Source organism: Streptomyces sp. NPDC002935 (genome assembly GCF_040611295.1).
Classification (GTDB): Bacteria; Actinomycetota; Actinomycetes; order Streptomycetales; family Streptomycetaceae; genus Streptomyces.
This window is the reverse complement of record NZ_JBEXNW010000024.1, coordinates 38,652-56,708: the sequence shown is the minus strand read 5'-3', so window position 1 is coordinate 56,708 and position 18,057 is coordinate 38,652. Positions and strand designations below refer to the sequence as shown.

Genomic DNA, 18,057 nt, shown 5'->3' with positions numbered 1-18,057 from the left:
AGGTGTGGAGAGGTGCGGGGCCGTCAGTCGGCGGGCTGGAGCAGGTCCCAGCGGTTGCCGTACAGATCCTGGAAGACGACGACCGAGCCGTACGGCTCGTGGCGCGGCTCCTCCAGGAAGGTGACGCCCGCGGCGCGCATCCGGGCGTGGTCGCGGGCGAAGTCGTCGGTGTGCAGGAAGAAGCCGACGCGGCCGCCGGTCTGGTCGCCGACCCGGCCGCGCTGGGCCTCGTTCTTGGCGCGGGCCAGCAGCAGTCCGCTTCCGCCGGCGTCCGTGCCCGGCTCGACGACGACCCAGCGGGAGCCGTCGGGCCTCGGGGTGTCCTCGACGAGGCGGAAACCGAGGGCTTCGGTGTAGTGGCGGATCGCCTCGTCGTAGTCGTCGACGACGAGGGTGACCAGGGCGATGCGTCTCATCGGACCTCTCCAGGGTTATACGTAACACGTAGCGTACGTCATCCGGTCAAGCGGCCCTGCGGCGATCTCCGCGCGGCGGCACGGGCACGATTCCCGCAGGCTGATACGGGAACGATTCCGCCCTCGATCGTCTACAGTTGTGTAGACGGATTGCGGAAACGCAGTCGGCGCCCGCGCGGCCTCCTGCCGTGTGCGCGCCTGCCACCGAAGGGACCCACACCCATGTCCGCAGCCCCGGGCGGCGCGCCCGCGCGCGAGGCCGACGCCCCTCGGGCCCAGCCGTGAAGCGCGCGGACACCGGCGTCGTCGCCGGTGCGACGGCGGCGGGAAGCCTGGTCGCGTTCGTCCTGCTGACGCTCATCGTGACCGGCCACGACGGTGCCCCCTTGTTCGGCGACACGGCACTCACCTCCTGGTCCCTCGCACACCGCCCGGACGTGGCACTCGCCCTGGCACGCGGCGTCACCTACACCGGCACGGGAGTCGTCCCGTACACGCTGGTCGTCGTGGCGGGCCTCGTTCTCGGGCGGACGGCGCGGCAGCGGGTCCGCACCGTCACCGCGTGCGTCTGCTGTCTGGCCGCCGCGCAGGCCGTCCGGTACGCCGTGATGTCGCTGGTCGCCCGCCCCCGTCCTCCCATGGCGGACTGGGCCACCCACGCCTCGGGCTGGTCCTTCCCCTCCGGACACGCCACCACCTCCGCCGTCACCGGCGGACTGCTCATCCTCGCGGTGCTCGCCCGGGCCCCGCGGCGCAACAGGACTCTCGTCCTGGTCATCGGCGGCTGGGCCGTGCTGGTCGGCCTCTCACGCGTCTACCTGGGCGTTCACTGGTTCTCCGACGTCCTGGGCGGCTGGCTGTTCGCGATCTGCTGGCTGAGCCTGTTCACGTATGTCGGCGCGCGATACCTCCCCCGCGCCCCCACCGCGTCGGCGGCGCCCCCTCTCCGCCCGGTCCCCACGGCGGAAGAGCGCCACGACGGACCCGACGACCGTCGCGACCTCCCCCCTGACTCCGCTTCGAGGAACGCGCGGGCACCACGTTCACCCCGGCCCGCGGGATGAACCACGGAAGCGCCGGGGCCGCCTCCGGACGTACTTGTCGGCGACATCCTTTCCGTGCACGGGAGTTACCTGACAGTAATCGTGGGTGATTTGATATGCGGCGCCACTCACCCCCCTCACTCACAGGGAGACCCAGTGCCGCTCTCCTCACCGCGCCGTACGCAGGGCGCAGCCATGCTTGTTCTGTCTCTGACCGCGGCGGGGCTCGTCGGAGCCTCGCCGGCGTCGGCGGCCGAAGCGACAACGCCTTCGATGAGGGTGCTGACGTACAACGTCTTCCTCATCTGTACTATGGGCTAACTGTAGTCGCGAGGGGGCGGAATGAGTCGGGCGGAAGAGCGGCCGTACGACGGGTGCGGGAAGTGCTTCGTCGGCGTGCGTCGGCTGTCGCGAAAGCCAGATGCGACCTGGTCACCTGCCCGACAGAAGGAGAACGTCCTGTCGGCCGTTGCCAGCGTAGGCGGTCACGTCATCGCGTGGGCGGACGACTGGGAAGTCTCCGGAGCCGTCAACCCCCTCGACCGTCCAGGGCTTGGCCCGTGGCTCCGCGGAGAGAAGGGTCTTTACTCAGGTATCGCAGGCGCGTCGGTTGACAGGATCGGCCGAACGCTCGCCGACTGCCTCAACACGGGCGCCATGATGCGCGACGAGGGGAAGCTACTCGTCACGTACGGGCACGACGGCCCATGGGATCTGTCTGACCCCGTCGACGAGAACCGCTTCACAGTGGAGGCGTGGGGCGCACAGCTAGAGCTACGTGCGACACAGTCCCGGAACCGGGACGAGACGTTGAAGGCTCGCGATCAGGGACGCAAGCGCGGGAAGCACGCGTATGGCTATCGGTATGTGCGTCTCCACCCGAAGGCATCCATTGATCATGTCGCCCTGGACCGCGGAGAGGAGATGCCGCCCGACGTCGGCGAGCGGGAGAACGCTGCCGAAGTAATCCGCGACGTCGCACATCGCATCCTCGCCGACGAGACCGGGGAGGTAACCGAGCACAGCGAAGCCGCGCGCCTCACGCGAGCCAGCGTCTACTCACCTGCCGACCACGAACGCGTGATGAGCGGCAAGGCTCCGCGCGGTGGGCCGTGGGACGGCGCCGCACTCGCGAAGATGCTTCGTTCGGAGGCGGCACTCGGGTACCTCATGCACAAGGGTCGCCCCGTTGTTGATGAAAAGGGCATGCCTACCCGCGTTGCCCCGCCTCTTTGGAACCGCGCCACGCACGACGCGCTTGTGCGGAAGCTAGCGCCGGTTAAGCCTTACGGCAAGCGTGCCCAGTCGGGAACTCATCTCGTCTCCTCACTGGTTTTCTGTGGCGTCTGCGGATTCCGGCTGTATCGCACTGGACGACCGGTCGCTATGACGTGCGTGTCACGACGTAAGGGGCTTTCGGACTGCAAGCCGTCTCCGACGATGTACGTCGAGTACCTGGAGGAGAACGTCACGGGCTGGTTCCTTACGACGTTCGGGGATCACATGTTCATGGAGACCATCTACGACCCCGGAAACGGCATTGAGGAAGCTCTAGCTGAGAAGTTGGCGGCACGAAACCGCCTGCGCGACGACCGGACCGCAGGGCTTTATCAGGACGAGGACGATGCGTCCTGGTACCGAGAGCGCTACGGCGAACTCACGGCCGACATAAAGCGTCTGCGAGAGACGCCCGTCCGCCCCGCGGGCATGGTCACACGTCCCACAGGCGAAACGGTCGCGTCGAAGTGGGCTGCGGCGGCTGACGACGGCGCTCGCCGTCAACTCCTCCACGAGTTCGGCGTCACCGTGCAGGTGTGGCCCGAAGGACACACGCCCCGGTGGTTGCCGCTCGTCGACGGTAAGGACGTGGACGCGGGCATCGCGGAGTCGCTCCAGATGATCCGTCAGCGCTCGCACGCGCCGGAGACTGCGAACGCGTAGGCACACGGCACACGAGAGCCCCCGTCATGTCGACGGGGGCTCTGTTATTCCTTGGTAGCTTCGCTCCAGTGGCCGGCTGGGGGACGTTCAGGGAGCTTGGCTCCTGGCCTGCGCAGATACCAGCGGATGAACTCTCGAATGACCTGTGTGCGGGGGCTGCGGCCGACGGGACGCATCGCCTTGGCTGCGTCGCCGAACGGCGCCCACTCGTCTTGTGTGGGGACGCGAATGCTCTTGGGTGGCTCGTCGCTGCTCTGACTCGTCATGCCGTGAGGCTACGAGGTTTGTACCTACGAAGCAACCCAAGTTGTAGGTACGAGTGGGGTTGCGTTTGTAGGTACAACGGGTCTAGCTTCGTACCTACAAAGACGCGGCAAGCGAAAACCCCGCCGGTCCGGGAAGACAGTGACGGGGTTCTCGCTCCTGTAAAAGGAGTCACCAGCATGGCACAGCCCACTCTCCTCGTCGTCGGCAACACCTCCACCCCCGCCGCCCTGGCGGATCTCACCGCATTCGGTTTCGACTGTGCGGATCGCCTCGGTCTCCCCGCCCGCATCGCCGTCGGCCGCGACTACGACGTCACACAGTTCGCCGGCGTGGTCCTGGCTGACTCCTGGCTCGACTCCGTCAGCTCCGTCGTCCTCGGCATCGAGGCGCAGGAGGCGGACATGTTCGTCATCGACGCTGACGCCCTCTATACGTTCCCCATCGACGAGCGCTGCGGGCACTGCTTCGAGGATGGCGACGCGGCGCCGGTGCTCGTCGGCGACACATGGACGACGAGCGTGCACGCTTCCTGTGTCGCTGAAGGCGCCCGCGTGCAGGCTCTCGGCCTCACTGCGTAAGTAACCCTCCGTGACGGAAGGCCCGCCCCGGCTTCGGCTGGAGACGGGCCTCCGCACGTCTCGGGGGCACCGCGAACGAGAGGGCGGGTGAGCGTTACGCGTAGTTTATGGTGTATAGGTGGTTCGCCCTATTCGTCGCCTCCACCTCCACGGCGATTTTGGCCAGATCGCGCAACGCTGTGACCTGCGGATATTCCAGACTGGTCAAACTAGACCCTATTTCCTAACTCTCCTTAACGCGTGTTAGAGAGAAGTGAAAATGCCGGTTAGTTTGACACTTTGGACCAACCTGCGTCCGCGACCCCTCGTCGACGTCGAGAGCGCGGGCGGACGGAGGGGTGTGGGGCGGACGAGGCGCGAGAGTGCCCGTAACGGCCCCTCTCGCGACCTCCCGTGATCCTCTGGCACCCAGGGGCCGCCGGAAGCCTTACGTGCCCCTGGCGGGCATGCAGGGCCCGACATGGCGAAGTTACTCAGCGTAGCGAACGGTGGATCCGCCTCGGGCTATTCGTCTCGGTATGTGGGCATTAGGTATCTATTGGGTAACAGCCAGGTGTCGCAATGCCCGAGATGGCAGGGAAAGCGGCGGATGCACCCTCACGTGCGCCCCATAACCCAGTAAGAGGAAGTTTTCGCGAGCTGTTGGCCGCGACTCCTCCGCTTACGGCGCCGCTCCTTCCTCTCGGCGGCGCTAGGTCGGTGGCGTTGAGCCGCGTCCGTGTTGAGTGACGAACTCTCCTCCGTCGTGCTCCACGGCTACGTGCTCCGCCACCGACCTTCTAACTCAATTGCGGCGCTGCCTCCGGGTGGCGCCTTTTCTATTTGCCCCGCTCTAGACAGGTAGACAGGAAGGAGACGCCATGTCGACTTGCGACGTCCCATCACGCCCGCCGGAGGATCCGTGCCCGGTGTGCCGACGTCAGCTCCCCCGAAATAGCACCTACTACCACCGCGACGCGATGGGAGCGCAGGGACTGAAGCGGCGCTGCCGCGACTGCATCAACGCCGCGGAACGCCGACGATACGCATCCTCGTCCGACGCCGTGCGCGAGCGCGTGAAGCAGCGACGAGCCACGCGCACGGAGTTGTTCCGAGACTCCCCACAGTGGCGTTCGACGCCACGGCATCAGGCCGTTGACCAACTCGGGTCAGCGGCCGTTCGTGTACCCCCAGAGAGGCAAGCATGAGGACGAGCACAAACCCCGAACTCACCGCAGCGTGGGCGACGGTGCCCGACGTCGCGAAGGCGCAGGGGCGCCATGCAGAGGCCGTCAGGCTGCGTCGCGCGTTCCCGTCCGGAGTCGCGCCCGCGCAAGCCCTGACGGCCGTCCAGGACACGGCCATTGCGACGCTCACCGCTACGGGGAAGTGGCCGGCGAACTTCGCGAAGGACGCCGCGAAGGCTCACGCCGAAGCCGTGGTGTGGGAGGCCGAAGTCGTCGCCCTCCGACGCGCGGAAGACGTGCTGAAGTACGCCGCGGAGGACACGCGCGACTCGATGGCGCCTGACGTCCTCGCACACCTGGGTAGCCGACTCGACGAGATCCTGACGGCCGCGAAGGACGCCAGTACGGCCCTGGGCGACGTCACGACAGCGGACGAAGCGATCGATGCTGGCGGGGATGCTCTGAACGCGTGGAGGCGCCTCACGACGCTTCTGGGCGATCTACGCAACGTGCGTGCTGCGCAGTGGGACGTGTTGCGCGGTGTGTCCGGTGACGACGAGCGCGCACAGATGCGCACGTGGATTGCGCAGGGGCACGGAGAGGTCCGCGGCATCCGCCTGGACGACGTCCCCGCGCACGTCAGGGACGCAATGCGCACGCAGACCTACTCCATTGCGCAGCTCGTATGGGTTGCGCACTCGGAGGCTGGCTACGTCCCGACGTCGTTCGATGAACTGAGGGCGACCGTCGAGGCCGCGACGGAGCCCGTCACCTACGACGACCTCGGCCCCCTGCGGGACTACAGCCCCCGCATAACCCCGATCCCAACGCCGCCCGCTCCCGCACTGACGGGCGCGGAGCGCACTCCCGAACTGAGGTATTGAGATGACCGAGCAGAACCCCGAGCAGCCGCATCCTGCAGTCCTCGAACTTGCCAGGCTGCACGCCGGACTTGCCGCGGGACTGACCGTCGAGCAGTCCGCCCGACTCAACGGCGCCACTCCCGAGGAGCTGACGGCCGACGCCACCGCCTACGCGGCGGAGATGAGTGCCGTCAACTCCGTTACTCCTACGACCGGTTCAGGCGGCGACCGCGGAGGCAACGTCGGCGCCACTGCGGGATCACTCGCGGCCGGCGTCGCGGAGTACCGCGCGAAGCACGGCCTGGACGACGAGCGACGCCCCACGACGAACGAAGCCAACCGCAACCCCTTCGCGGAGCGCGCTGCACCGTTGCGGTGCATGTCGTTGAGGTCCCTGCGAGGAGACCATGAAACGGGTCGAGATCTCGCGACGGCTTCGTCGCCTTATGTTGGCCCGCACGCGAGTGCAATTCGTGTGCCCGGAAGCCACGCCCGTCACGGACGAAGCGCCGATGTAGATCGAACCTCTGCGTGAGGTCGTCCCAGTTTGGTCACCCTGGGTGGCAGCGTTGACCATCGCGGTCTCAACGTCGCCAGGATAGCAGCACCTACGGCCCCAGGGGGGTGACCCCCTGCCGGCCACCTTGCCGACCGAAGAGGTGCTGGGCCTCGCGCTCTGTACGGGTCTGGGGGATGTGGCGGAGGACGCCGCAGGCGCCCCCTGGAGGCTCGAACGCCGCCCAGCCGGACTGACCCGGACCCCGAAACGGGAGGCGGGCGCTCAGCGTCTCGCGCACAGGTCAGTCTAGAAAGCCGCAGCTCACACCTTGTTTTACCGTTACACGCCGCCCTAGAATGGGACCCATGAACACACGGAAATGCGAGTGGTGCACAGAGCACCTGGGAGCGCGGCACTCACACCGCGCCCGGTTCTGCTCCACTCGTTGCCGTGTTGCTGCGCATCGCGCGGCGAAGAACGACGCAACTCCCCGTGAGCTGACGATCCGCGACAGGTGGATCCGACGCAGCGCGACGAAGGTCCCCCTGACGACCGGCGGCATGCCGGCCTCGTCGACGGACCCGCGGACGTGGAGCACGCACAAGGACGCCGCAGCCTCGTCGGCCGGCGTCGGTCTGGGCTTCGTCCTCTCCGACGAGGACGACATCGTGTGCGTCGACCTGGACCACTGCTTGAACCCGCTCACTGGGCAACTCGCCCCGTGGGCATCCGCCATCGTCCGCGACGCGGGGACCACCTACGTAGAGGTCTCCCCGTCCGGCGACGGATTGCACATCTGGGGCTACGCGACTATCCGACAGGGACGCCGCATCCGACGCCCCGACGGCACGGCCGTGGAGATTTACGGGACCGGCCGGTACATCGCAATGACGGGGCGCCGGCATGGCTCTTCCCCGTCCATCCTCGCGGACCTCTCCGCGGTGGTTTCGAAGTTCACGGCGTAGTCGCACCACTTCCGGACAAAGCCCCGAGGGACTCCCTCGGGGCTTTGTTGTATCCCGATCCTGGAGGAGTCATGACCACACCCGCACCGCAGTGCGCCCGCAACGGCTGCACCCTGCCCCGCGGTTGGCGCAACGCGCCTGGCGGCCGTCAACGGCCGCGGAAGCACTGCAGTCACGCGTGTCTCGTCTGGGAGTCGCGAGCGCGCCGCGCAGTGCTCTCCGGTGACGTCGACGAGGCGCAGGAGTTGATGGCGCTCGCGACGAAGCTCGACGCGCGGACGCACCCTGGACAGACCGTCCCAGGCGTACTTCGGGATACCCGCAAGACTGCCTGACGCCGGAAAGCCCCATAAACCTCAGCCCCCAATGGACGCATTGGGGGCTTTCGCATGTCTGGAATTCCTATGACCCATGACCGAGCGTGGTGCCTCCGCCCCGAATGCCGTTTCGCGCCCTTGCCGGCGATGACGGATTCGGGAGGGCTGGAGGTGTTCGCCTATTGCAGCGTCGAATGTAAGGAGTGGGCGGAAGCAGCTCTGACCGTTGCGCAGTCAGAACACTCCCCAACGGTCGAGCGTTGGTCCGAGCAGCTCGACGTTTTGATGCGTTTGCTGGACCTTCGCGAACACCCCTCCGAGTTCAACGCGCCAACGGGGGTGTTCCGTGTCCGGTGACCTCGACATCGTCGGTGGAGCGGCCGTTGACGTCGTTCCTATCGTCCCCAACTTCCACCGCGACCTGAAAACGGCCGTCCTCCCCATCGCGGACAAGGTCGGCTTGGAAGCAGGCCGTAAGCTGGGCAAACGCATGTCGGAGGCCATGCGAGTCAGCTTGGCCGGCGACGGTCAACGCATCGGCAACGACCTTGGGGACGCCATCGGCGACGCGATGGCGCGGCGCATCGTCACGGCGCTGCCAAACGCCATCAACAACGGTGGACGAGTCGCCAGAACGGCGGCGTTGCGTCAGGGCAACGAGGTTGGCGGAGCGTTTGCGCGCTCGATCAAGAGCCGTCTTGAAGTTGCTTTCCGGTCCCTCCCAAAGGCGGACGTGCGGCTATCCGACGTCGGCTTTACCGCGGACCTTGCGCGCCTCCGGGCGCGAATGGAAACGCTGTCGAACAAGACAGTTGGCGTAGACCTCGACGCAGGCGCAGCGCTTGCCGAAATCCAGGCTATCGACGCGGAACTCGCGCGACTGGGCGCCAACCACGCCGACGTCAATGTCCGCGCGGACACCGCATCCGCGCGCGCAGAATTGGCAGCGGTCCAACATCAAATCAACGACGTGGACAGGGATGACGTCCGCGTACGAGTCACGGCCAACACAGCGCAGGCGAACGCTGCGCTCCTCCAACTGGCCATCTCACTAGGTGCCGTCGCTGCTCTCCCGCTCGTCCCCATCGCAGCGGCTGGCATTGGAGCCATTGCGGCGGCAGCCGTCGCCGCAGGCGCCGGGGTTGCCGCTCTAGCCCTTGCGGCCATCCCGGCAATCAAGGGCGTCACAACCGTCATCCAGGCGAAGAGCGCCGCGGAGAAGGAAGCGGCTACCGCGACGGACAGCTCCGCGGCTGCCAACGTCCGCGGAGCCCAACGGGCTATCCAGATGGCGAGCGCACAACAGGCACTCACCTCCGCTCACCGCAACGCCGCGCGGAGCATCGCGCAGGCCAACCGGCAGGTGGAGGACGCGGAACGTGCCGTCGCTCAGGCTGCGCAGCGCGCCGCGGATCAGCGTCGCCAGGCTGCGGAGAGTGTCGAACGTGCGGAGCGCTCCCTCTCCGACGCGAAGCGCCAGGCTCGCCAGGCGGAGGAAGACCTCACGCAGGCTCGTCGGGACGCGACACAGCAGCTCGCGGACCTGAACGACAAGCTCGAACAAGGCAAGCTCGACGAGCGTGACGCAACCCTCCGCGTCCGGGAGGCGCAGGAGGAACTCAACAGAGTTCAGGCGGAGTACGACGCTGGCCGCGCCACCGACCTCCAGCTAGAGCGTGCTCAGCTCGCCTATGACCAATCGGTCGAGGCAGCGAAGCAACAGCACAAGGACAGTGTCCAGCTTCAGGCAGACGCAGCGAAGGCACAGGCCGCGGGTGTCGACGGGAACGAGGCAGTCAAGAGCGCCACAGAGCAGCTCGCCGACGCTCAGCGCAACGTCCAGGATCAGGTAAAGGCCGTTGCCGACGCTCAGCGTGACGCCGCACGGGCGCAGGTCGAGGCCGCTCAGTCGGTCGTGGACGCTCAGCGTGGACTTTCCGACGCTGTGGCGAGCGCTGCGGACGCGCAGGTCCAGGCCGCGGAGTCCATCACGTCCGCTGAACGAGGCGTCGAGTCCGCTCGGCTATCCGGTATCGACACGACGACGCACGCCGTGACGAAGTCTGAGGAGTACCGCAAGGCACTCGCAAAGCTCACGCCAGACCAGCGCGACCTCTACGACTCCATTGCCGGCCCGAAGGGGCTGACGAAGGCCTTCAAGGACTGGTCGAAGTCGCTTCAGCCCGACGTCCTACCGCTCTTCACGCGCGGCGTGGACGGGGCGAAGGCATCGCTTCCGGGGCTGAGTCCGCTAGTCACGGCCGCTGCGGACGCCGTCGGGATCCTCATGGATAAGGCGTCCAAGGAACTGAAGTCGCCTTTCTGGCGAGGCTTCAAAAAGGACATCCGGGAGAACGTGAAGCCCGCGATCGTCGGCCTAGGCGTGGCTTTCGGGAACGTCTTCAAGGGAATCGCGGGCATCGTCGACGCCTTCCTTCCGCACATGGACGGCATCTCCGCCACGATGCAGCGGATCACTGAGCGGTTTGCCAACTGGGCGACGAACCTGAAGGGCTCTCCGGAGTTCGAGCGCTTCCTCCAATACGTCCACGAACACGGCCCGGTGGTCGCTGAGACCCTGGGGAAACTGGGAGGGGCGTTCTTCGGCGTCGCTAAGGCGCTGGAGCCGTTCACGGACGTAATCCTCGAACTCCTCGGGGATGTCGCGGACGGTATCAGTTGGGTCGCGGATAACGCACCATGGGCTATTCAGCTGATGTACGGTCTCTGGATTGCTACGCGTCTGTGGACGCTCGCGATGAACAGTAACCCCGTCGGACTGGTCATCCTGGGACTTATTGCGCTGGCTCTCGCGGTGAAATATGCGTGGGATCACTTCGAATGGTTCCGCGACGTCGTCACCGGAACGTGGGACGTCATCAAGGACGTCACGCTTGGCGTCTGGGAGCACGGGCTGAAGCCCGCGTTCGACGGAATCGTGTGGGCGCTAAAGGGCATCGGCGATATTAGCGTCTGGCTCTGGAAAGAGATCTTCGTTCCGGTCTGGAATGGCATTTGGCTCGTCATGCGGATTGCCATCGCGGTGATTCTGACGGTGCTGATTGCGCCCCTGGTCATCGCGTTTACCGGCGTGGGTCTGCTCCTCGGATGGCTCTGGACGGATTGCTTCAAGCCGACGTTTGACGCGATCGCATTCCTCGCTACGTGGCTCTGGGAAAACGTCCTGTCTCCCGTATTTACGGGAATCTGGGACGGGATCAAGTGGCTTGGCGATCAATTCGTATGGCTCTATGATCACGCAGTAAAGCCGACGTTCGGCGGAATAGCCACCCTGGCAACGTGGCTTTGGGACGAGGCGCTGAGCCCGACGTTCTCCGGGATCTGGGACGGCATCAAGTGGCTAGGCGGCCGATTCAAGTGGCTGTACGACCACGGAGTAAAGCCTCCGATGGAGTTCATTGCCGACATCGCCGGATGGCTCTACGACAAGGGTCTGAAGCCGGCGTTCGACAAGATGAAGACGGCAATCGGTCTGGTCAGCGACGCCTTCAAGGACGCTAAGAAGGCAATCAAGGAAGCCTGGTACGGCGTCGCAGGCATCGCCGCACGTCCCGTGAACTTCATCGTGGAGTGGGTTTACACAAAGGGCATCAAGGCCGTCTGGGACAAGGTGGCGGATTTCGTCCACCTCGACAAGCTCCCGAACGCTCCGAAGCTCCTGAGTGAAAACCCGAAATTCCTGGAGGCCGGCGGAACGGTCGGAAGCGGATGGGGCGTCGCTGCCCCGATGAAGACGAACAAGCCGACGGCAATCGTCGGTGAGGGAAACCCCCGCTACCCGGAATACGTCATCCCGACGGACCCGAAGTACCGGGACCGCGCTGTCGCGCTCCACCGTGACGCGGGGACACAACTCCTCGCCAAGGGCGGCGTTATCGGCGGCGCGTGGGACTGGACGAAGGATTCCGTAGGCGACGTCATCGGAACCGGCATCGACTGGGCGAAGACTGGCGCGGATCTCCTGAAGCACCCGGGCAAGGTCTGGGACAAGCTCCTGAAGCCCGTGTTCGGGAAGGTCTCGCAGGGCGTAGCCGTCGCCGGCAAGCTCGGTACTGCCGTCGGTAGGCTCCCGCTGAAGATGGGCTCCGGCCTGAAGAAAATGATCGTGGACGCTGCAACGTCCATGCTCTACGCATCCGAAGGCACCGGCGGACAGTGGATCAAGCCCGTCAACGTTCCTTTCGGAACGCGCTTCGGCGTCTCCGGAAAGATGTGGTCCAGCGGCCATCACACGGGCCTCGACTTCCCCGCGGCCGTCGGGACGCGGATCAACGCCGTGGACGATGGCAAGGTGTCGAGCGCTACCGGCGGAGGTCCGTACGGCAACCACGTGACGATCAGTCACGGCGGAGGCCTCTCCTCCCTGTACGCGCACATGAGCCGCATCCTGACGTCGGCCGGCCAGGTCGTGAAGCAAGGACAGGAGATCGGCAAGGTAGGCGCGACGGGCAACGTCACCGGCCCGCACCTCCACCTGGAGGCGCGAGTCAACGGACGAGCCACTGACCCGATGAAATACCTCACCGGAGGCGGAGGCTTCGCGGGCAACGCATCCGGCGCCGCTCAGAAGTACGCGAAGAGCATCCTCGGCAACTACGGATGGGGACCTGGCCAGTTCGGGCCGCTCCAAAAGCTGTGGACCGGCGAGTCGGGATGGCGCTGGAACGCGAAGAACCCATCCAGCGGCGCCTACGGAATCCCGCAGGCGCTCCCCGCGTCGAAGATGGCGTCCGCCGGCTCCGACTGGAGGACGAACGCCAGGACGCAGATCCGTTGGGGCCTGGACTACATCAAGCACCGCCCCGACTACGGCACTCCTGCCGCTGCGTACTCGAAGTGGCTCTCCCGCTCCCCGCACTGGTACGACGACGGCGGAATGATCCCTCCGGGGCTCTCCCTCGTCGCCAACGGAACGGGCAGGCCAGAGCCTGTCTTCACGTCCGGCCAATGGGAAGACATTCGAGCTAGCCGCCACGGCGGCGCTCCCGCGGTCGTTCAGGTCAAGGTCGACAGTCACACGTATCTCGACGGCCGCGAAGTTGGCGGCTACGTAGACCAGCGAATCGAAGCACACGACGCCGAAACGGGACGTGCCATCGACACGGGCCGTTGGGTCTGACGCACACTCCACGCACACACCGGGACGTCGCCGACATGGCGACGTCCCTCCCCGCGCCCCGCGGACCGACACGGACCGCGGGGCGATCCCATGAACTTGAGAGGACACCCCATGTTCGACACCACGAAGCCCGTCAAGGCCGGTCCTGTCACCTGCCCGCACTGTGGCTCTGACGTCGCGCAGACCCTTGGAGCGGGACGGGTGCGCCAGTACTGCACTCCGGAGCACGGGCGTAGTTGGCGCCGTCGAATGCGCCACGCAGGATGGCTCTAGGCGCCCTTGACGTTCCCACCCTCCGGCGTGATGGTTCATAGACATTCGTAGAACCCGCAGGAGGGTTGGAGCAGCCATGGCGCTACGGTTCATCGCACGGGATCCCAACACCGACGGAGCGAATTGCCCCACGGTGTGGGTGGACGTGGAACGGCAAGAGGTTGTCTTGCAGGGCTGGAAGACGGATGAGGAGACTCGCGCTGACTGTCTGACAACCGGTCCGATCCCTGACAGCGAAGAGGTCGTGCGGCTCCCCATGCGTATGGTGGCCGCCATTCGGGAGGCTTGTGATGTGGCGGAGCGCTCCACCGTTCGGTGAGCTGCTAGCAGACTGTCAGAGGTCGGCCGTGCATCTTGAGATGCGGGACCACTACGACGATCCCGACGAGGCGCCGCGGGTCGCAGCCTGGAAGGCCGGATACCGCCCGGACCCCGACGACAGGGCGTCATGGTGGCGCCCGTGGCTCGACATGGTGGCCGAGACCGTCGCCAGGGGTGTCGTCATCCGTCGGGCCCGTATCGTTTCCGAGCCCGTAAGTGAGTACACGCACTATTTGTACGACGGAACGTTCACCAATGTTGCGGCTGGCGAGGAAATCCGCTGGCTGCCGCGTCGGCAGGCTTCGGACATCGCGCTCCCCGGGAACGACTTTTGGATCTTCGACGACCGCATCGTCAGGTTCGGCTACTTCTCCGGGGAGGGTGCCTACCTCGGGGACGATGTAACCGACGAACCTGCGGTGGCCAAGCTCTGCGCCGATGCGTTCGAGAGCGTGTGGGCCAGGGCGACGCCGCACGCGGAGTACAGGATCTGACGGACTACTGCACATGCCCGCTTCCCCATCGTCCAGTGTTCAGGCGGCCCGCAGAGCTGTTGCGGACCGACTCCGGGAGATCCGTCGAGACGCCAACCTGACGGCATCAGACGTCGCCGAACGAACAGGTTGGTACAAGTCGAAGGTCTCCCGGCTGGAAAACGCAGTAACCCCGCCGTCGGACGACGACGTTCGTGCATGGTGCAGCGCGTGCGAGGCTGACGGGCTGGCCGCGGATCTGATCGCGGCCTCCCGCTCAGCCGACAGCATGTACGTCGAGTGGAGACGGCTCCAGCGGACTGGACTGCGACGGCTCCAGGAGTCCTACCTCCCGTTGTTCGAGCGCACGAAGGTCTTCCGCATCTACTGCTCAAACGTGGTCCCCGGGATGCTCCAGACCGAGGGATACGCGCGCGCTCTACTCGGCTCCATCGCGGCGTTCCGCGAGACCCCGAACGACGTGTCAGAGGCCGTAGCCGCCCGCGTCGAGCGCTCGCGGATCATCCGCGAAGGCAACCACCGCTTCGCCCTCCTGGTCGAGGAGTCCGTCCTACGCCATCGCGTGGGCGGCGCTGAGGTTATGGCCGGCCAACTGGGCTATCTCCTGTCAGTGATGGCGCTCCCGTCGGTATCGCTGGGCGTCATCCCGTTCTCTGCCGACCGGCGAATGTGGATGCTGGAGACCTTCAGCGTCTACGACGAGGTACAGGCCCAAGTCGAGCTGCTGACGGCGCAGGTCAATGTGTCCGCCCCGTCAGAGGTGGAGCAGTACCTCAAAGCCTTCACTGAGTTCTCAAAGTTGGCCGTATACGGAGCCGCTGCACGAGCCCGGATCACTGCGGCAATCGACGCCCTGGAGTGATTGCCGTAGAACTCTGTGGAACTAGCTGGAGCCTGCACTCCGAAGCTCCGTAGCGTCGTGGCATCGAAGTCCGCGGCGGAGGAGTGGCAATGGCATTAGAGAGGACGCTCAGGGCACCCATTACTCTCCTGGACCCTGCGCTCTATGTAGAACCCGTGCCGACGCCAGATTGTGACGTGTGCGGAGCGCTCGCGGGTCAGTTGCGGGACGCGCGGAACCCGAGCAGCCCGGATTACGACGAGTCGCGGGCGTCGGACATCGTCGTCGAGATGCGGCGCCATCAGGACGCGACGGAGGAGGGGGAGTGAAGAAGGAAGCCCGCTCCTACGCGTATCCCGCACTGACGCCGCGGATCTCAGTGGACGACCTTCCCGCCCGTCGGTGGGTGGAGTGCGCCTCGTGTATCGAGTTTCAGGCCATCGAGCACACCACCGAGGCGGAGGTTTGGGCCGTAGAGCACTTGCGGCACAACTCACACCACGACCGCTTCCGCATCGTCCGCCAGATCGGATGGAAGCTCACCCCGAGGGCAGTCGACTCCGAGTCCGTAACTGCCTGAACGGCCCCCATAGACCCGCCCGCTAGCCGCCTGTGCGGCCGGCGTGCGGAGGGCGCGGCGGGGGTTGGGTGCCGGGTGAGGCTGGCAGCCGCCCGACCCCCGCTAGCGTCCAGTACTCCCCGTCCTCCGCTGCCCATCACAACGCCCCGGAGGACGGGGCACCGTCCCGCCGTGGAGTCTCGGCCGACCGAGATTGCCCGGGGCGGTACGTCCCCGCTCACCTCTCCACCGCAGGAGGTGAGCGGGGCTTTTGTGTGCCCGCGCTGCCTACAGTTAGCCCGTCTTGCCGATGAGCAAGAACCTTTACCCGAACTGGGGACAGGACCACCGGGCCGCCGAGATACCGAAGACCTCGTTCTTCCGTGGGAACGACGTCGTCGTCCTGCAGGAAGCGTTCGACAACGCGGCGTCGGACGCCCTGAAGAGCGCGGCCGCGGCCGAGTATCCGTACCAGACCCCGGTCGTCGGGCGGAGCAAGAGCGGCTGGGACGCGACGGGCGGGGCGTACTCCTCGACCACGCCGGAGGACGGCGGGGTGACCGTGCTGAGCAAGTGGCCGATCGTCCACAAGGAGCAGTACGTGTACAAGGACGCGTGCGGCGCGGACTGGTGGTCCAACAAGGGCTTCGCCTATGTGGTCCTGAATGTGAACGGCACCAAGGTCCATGTGATCGGAACCCATGCGCAGTCCACCGACTCCGGGTGCGGCACCGGGGAGGCGGCGTCGATGCGCAGCCGCCAGTTCAAGGCGATCGACGCGTTCCTGGACGCCAGGAACATCCCGGCGGACGAACAGGTCCTGGTCGCCGGCGACCTCAACGTCGATTCACGCAGCACGGAGTACGCCTCGATGCTCGCGGACGCGGACCTGGTGGGGGCGAACGCGCGGACCGGTCACCCGTACTCCTTCGACACGCAGGAGAACTCGATCGCCCTGGACCGCTATCCGACCGACCCCCGCGAGGATCTCGACTACGTCCTCCACCGGGCCGGTCACGCGCGCCCGGCGGTCTGGAAGAACGAGGTCGTCAAGGAGCAGAGCGCGCCCTGGACGGTGTCCAGCTGGGGCACGGACTACACGTACACGAATCTCTCGGACCACTACCCGCTGAGCGCGTCCGGGGGCTGAGTGCGCAGGGCCCCCGCCCGTCCGGGCGGGGGCCCTCGGCCTCACTCTTCCCCGGTGTCCCGGGTGTGCAGCGCGTCGAGGCGGGCGAGCTGCGTGTCCGTCAGACGCAGGGCGCCCGCCGCGATGTTCTCGGCCAGGTGGTCCGGGTTGCCGGTGCCGGGGATGGCGAGCACGTGCGGGCCCTGGTGGAGGGTCCAGGCGAGGCGGATCTGGGTGGCCGTCGCGTCGTGCTCCTCGGCGACGGCGATCACCTCGGCCTCGTGGTCGTCCCCCGGGCCCAGCGCGCCACCGTTGCCCGCGATGGCGAAGAACGGCACGAAGGCGATGCCGTGTTCACCGCAGGCCCGCAGGACGGCGTCGCCCCCGGGCGACGGATGGTCGAGGCCGTACCGGTTCTGCACGGAGACCACCGGTGCGATGGCCCGGGCTTCTTCGAGGTGCCGGGTCTCGATGTCGGAGATGCCGAGGTGCCGGATCAGGCCGGCGTCGCGCAGGTCGGCCAGCGCTCCGAAGTGTTCGGCTATCGACTCCTGTCCCATGCGGCGGAGGTACACCAGGTCCAGGTGGTCGCGGCCGAGTTGACGGAGGTTCTCCTCGACGTGGGAGCGCAGTTGGTCGGGTCGTGCGGCGGCGCCCCACTCCCCCGCGTAGTCACGGAAGGGCCCGACCTTGGTGGCGATGACCAGGTCGTCCGCGTACGGCGCGAGCGCGCTGTTGATCAGTTCGTTCGCGGAGCGCAGCGAGGAGAAGTAGAAGGCGGCGGTGTCGATGTGGTCGACGCCCAGCTCGACCGCGCGCCGCAGCACGGCGATCGAGCGTGCGCGGTCGCTCGGCGTTCCGTGGTGGAACGCCGCGCTGCCGGTCAACCGCATCGCGCCGAACCCGACGCGGTTGACGGTGAGTTCGCCGAGTGTCCAGGTGCCCGCGGCTGCCGCGGTGATCGTTTCTGCGGTCATCGGGGAAGTTTCGCATGCCGTCCGCGGAGCCGTGGGGATCGGCCGTGACACACCCGACCGGTGCGGCTGGGGACTCAGTTCCGCGCGAGGTGGAGTTCCCAAGTACCGCGCCGCACAAAGGACATGCTCAATCACCACGCCTGGTACCGTCCGCATGCTGGGAATGAATCGAACCGACCCTTGGTCGCGCCGGACGAGGACTACCCTGCTGTGCAGACGTCCCAGACCCCGGCGGCATGTCGTTGCCGAGCACAGATCGTCGCGGGGA

General features: G+C 66.5%; 14 protein-coding genes. 12 read left to right on the top strand and 2 right to left on the bottom strand.

Features of this window, described 5'->3' with window-relative positions:
* Positions 1-23 precede the first annotated feature (23 nt).
* Positions 24-416, bottom strand: coding sequence for a VOC family protein (locus ABZX90_RS28655; RefSeq protein WP_351123136.1), 393 nt, complete (start codon positions 414-416; stop codon positions 24-26).
* A 281-nt stretch (positions 417-697) separates the two neighbouring features.
* On the opposite strand from ABZX90_RS28655, the gene ABZX90_RS28650 reads away from it, so the two are divergent.
* From ABZX90_RS28650 to sph, 12 genes are all read left to right on the top strand, one after another.
* The gene (locus tag ABZX90_RS28650; protein ID WP_351123133.1) at positions 698-1,480 is read left to right on the top strand and encodes a phosphatase PAP2 family protein; all 783 of its coding nucleotides are present in this window, start codon (positions 698-700) and stop codon (positions 1,478-1,480) included.
* 321 nt (positions 1,481-1,801) lie between these two features.
* The gene (locus tag ABZX90_RS28645; protein WP_355209450.1) at positions 1,802-3,400 is read left to right on the top strand and encodes a recombinase family protein; all 1,599 of its coding nucleotides are present in this window, start codon (positions 1,802-1,804) and stop codon (positions 3,398-3,400) included.
* Positions 3,401-3,843: 443 nt separating this feature from the next.
* A complete protein-coding gene (locus tag ABZX90_RS28640) occupies positions 3,844-4,245 on the top strand; it encodes a hypothetical protein (protein ID WP_355209447.1) in 402 nt (133 codons plus the stop codon).
* A 1,183-nt stretch (positions 4,246-5,428) separates the two neighbouring features.
* Positions 5,429-6,295, top strand: a complete 867-nt coding sequence (locus tag ABZX90_RS28635) for a hypothetical protein (RefSeq protein WP_355209444.1) — start codon at positions 5,429-5,431, stop codon at positions 6,293-6,295.
* Between the two features lies 1 nt (position 6,296).
* Positions 6,297-6,809: a hypothetical protein gene (locus tag ABZX90_RS28630; RefSeq protein ID WP_355209441.1), complete on the top strand. Its 513-nt coding sequence runs from the start codon at positions 6,297-6,299 to the stop codon at positions 6,807-6,809.
* 524 nt (positions 6,810-7,333) lie between these two features.
* Positions 7,334-7,738: a hypothetical protein gene (locus ABZX90_RS28625; protein ID WP_355209438.1), complete on the top strand. Its 405-nt coding sequence runs from the start codon at positions 7,334-7,336 to the stop codon at positions 7,736-7,738.
* Positions 7,739-8,401: 663 nt separating this feature from the next.
* The gene (locus ABZX90_RS28620) at positions 8,402-13,195 is read left to right on the top strand and encodes a peptidoglycan DD-metalloendopeptidase family protein (RefSeq protein WP_355209435.1); all 4,794 of its coding nucleotides are present in this window, start codon (positions 8,402-8,404) and stop codon (positions 13,193-13,195) included.
* Positions 13,196-13,758: 563 nt separating this feature from the next.
* The gene (locus ABZX90_RS28615) at positions 13,759-14,283 is read left to right on the top strand and encodes a DUF6879 family protein (RefSeq protein ID WP_355209432.1); all 525 of its coding nucleotides are present in this window, start codon (positions 13,759-13,761) and stop codon (positions 14,281-14,283) included.
* A gap of 13 nt (positions 14,284-14,296) precedes the next feature.
* Positions 14,297-15,145, top strand: coding sequence for a helix-turn-helix transcriptional regulator (locus ABZX90_RS28610; protein ID WP_355209429.1), 849 nt, complete (start codon positions 14,297-14,299; stop codon positions 15,143-15,145).
* A gap of 155 nt (positions 15,146-15,300) precedes the next feature.
* Positions 15,301-15,453, top strand: a complete 153-nt coding sequence (locus tag ABZX90_RS28605; protein ID WP_355209426.1) for a hypothetical protein — start codon at positions 15,301-15,303, stop codon at positions 15,451-15,453.
* A complete protein-coding gene (locus ABZX90_RS28600) occupies positions 15,450-15,704 on the top strand; it encodes a hypothetical protein (protein ID WP_355209423.1) in 255 nt (84 codons plus the stop codon). Before ABZX90_RS28605 ends, ABZX90_RS28600 begins: the two co-directional genes overlap by 4 nt.
* 289 nt (positions 15,705-15,993) lie before the next feature.
* The gene (gene sph / locus ABZX90_RS28595) at positions 15,994-16,833 is read left to right on the top strand and encodes a sphingomyelin phosphodiesterase (protein ID WP_355209420.1); all 840 of its coding nucleotides are present in this window, start codon (positions 15,994-15,996) and stop codon (positions 16,831-16,833) included.
* Between the two features lie 41 nt (positions 16,834-16,874).
* Here the strand turns inward: sph and ABZX90_RS28590 are convergent, their stop codons facing one another.
* Positions 16,875-17,789: an aldo/keto reductase gene (locus ABZX90_RS28590; protein WP_351123127.1), complete on the bottom strand. Its 915-nt coding sequence runs from the start codon at positions 17,787-17,789 to the stop codon at positions 16,875-16,877.
* Between the last annotated feature and the right edge of the window lie 268 nt (positions 17,790-18,057).

Coding starts and splice junctions, on each gene's coding strand:
- ABZX90_RS28655 (WP_351123136.1), bottom strand. CDS start 416: ATGAGACGCATCGCCCTGGTCACCCTCGTCGTCGACGACTACGACGAG.
- ABZX90_RS28635 (WP_355209444.1), top strand. CDS start 5,429: ATGAGGACGAGCACAAACCCCGAACTCACCGCAGCGTGGGCGACGGTG.
- ABZX90_RS28645 (WP_355209450.1), top strand. CDS start 1,802: ATGAGTCGGGCGGAAGAGCGGCCGTACGACGGGTGCGGGAAGTGCTTC.
- ABZX90_RS28610 (WP_355209429.1), top strand. CDS start 14,297: ATGCCCGCTTCCCCATCGTCCAGTGTTCAGGCGGCCCGCAGAGCTGTT.
- ABZX90_RS28630 (WP_355209441.1), top strand. CDS start 6,297: ATGACCGAGCAGAACCCCGAGCAGCCGCATCCTGCAGTCCTCGAACTT.
- ABZX90_RS28615 (WP_355209432.1), top strand. CDS start 13,759: ATGTGGCGGAGCGCTCCACCGTTCGGTGAGCTGCTAGCAGACTGTCAG.
- ABZX90_RS28625 (WP_355209438.1), top strand. CDS start 7,334: ATGCCGGCCTCGTCGACGGACCCGCGGACGTGGAGCACGCACAAGGAC.
- ABZX90_RS28640 (WP_355209447.1), top strand. CDS start 3,844: ATGGCACAGCCCACTCTCCTCGTCGTCGGCAACACCTCCACCCCCGCC.
- sph (WP_355209420.1), top strand. CDS start 15,994: ATGAGCAAGAACCTTTACCCGAACTGGGGACAGGACCACCGGGCCGCC.
- ABZX90_RS28590 (WP_351123127.1), bottom strand. CDS start 17,789: ATGACCGCAGAAACGATCACCGCGGCAGCCGCGGGCACCTGGACACTC.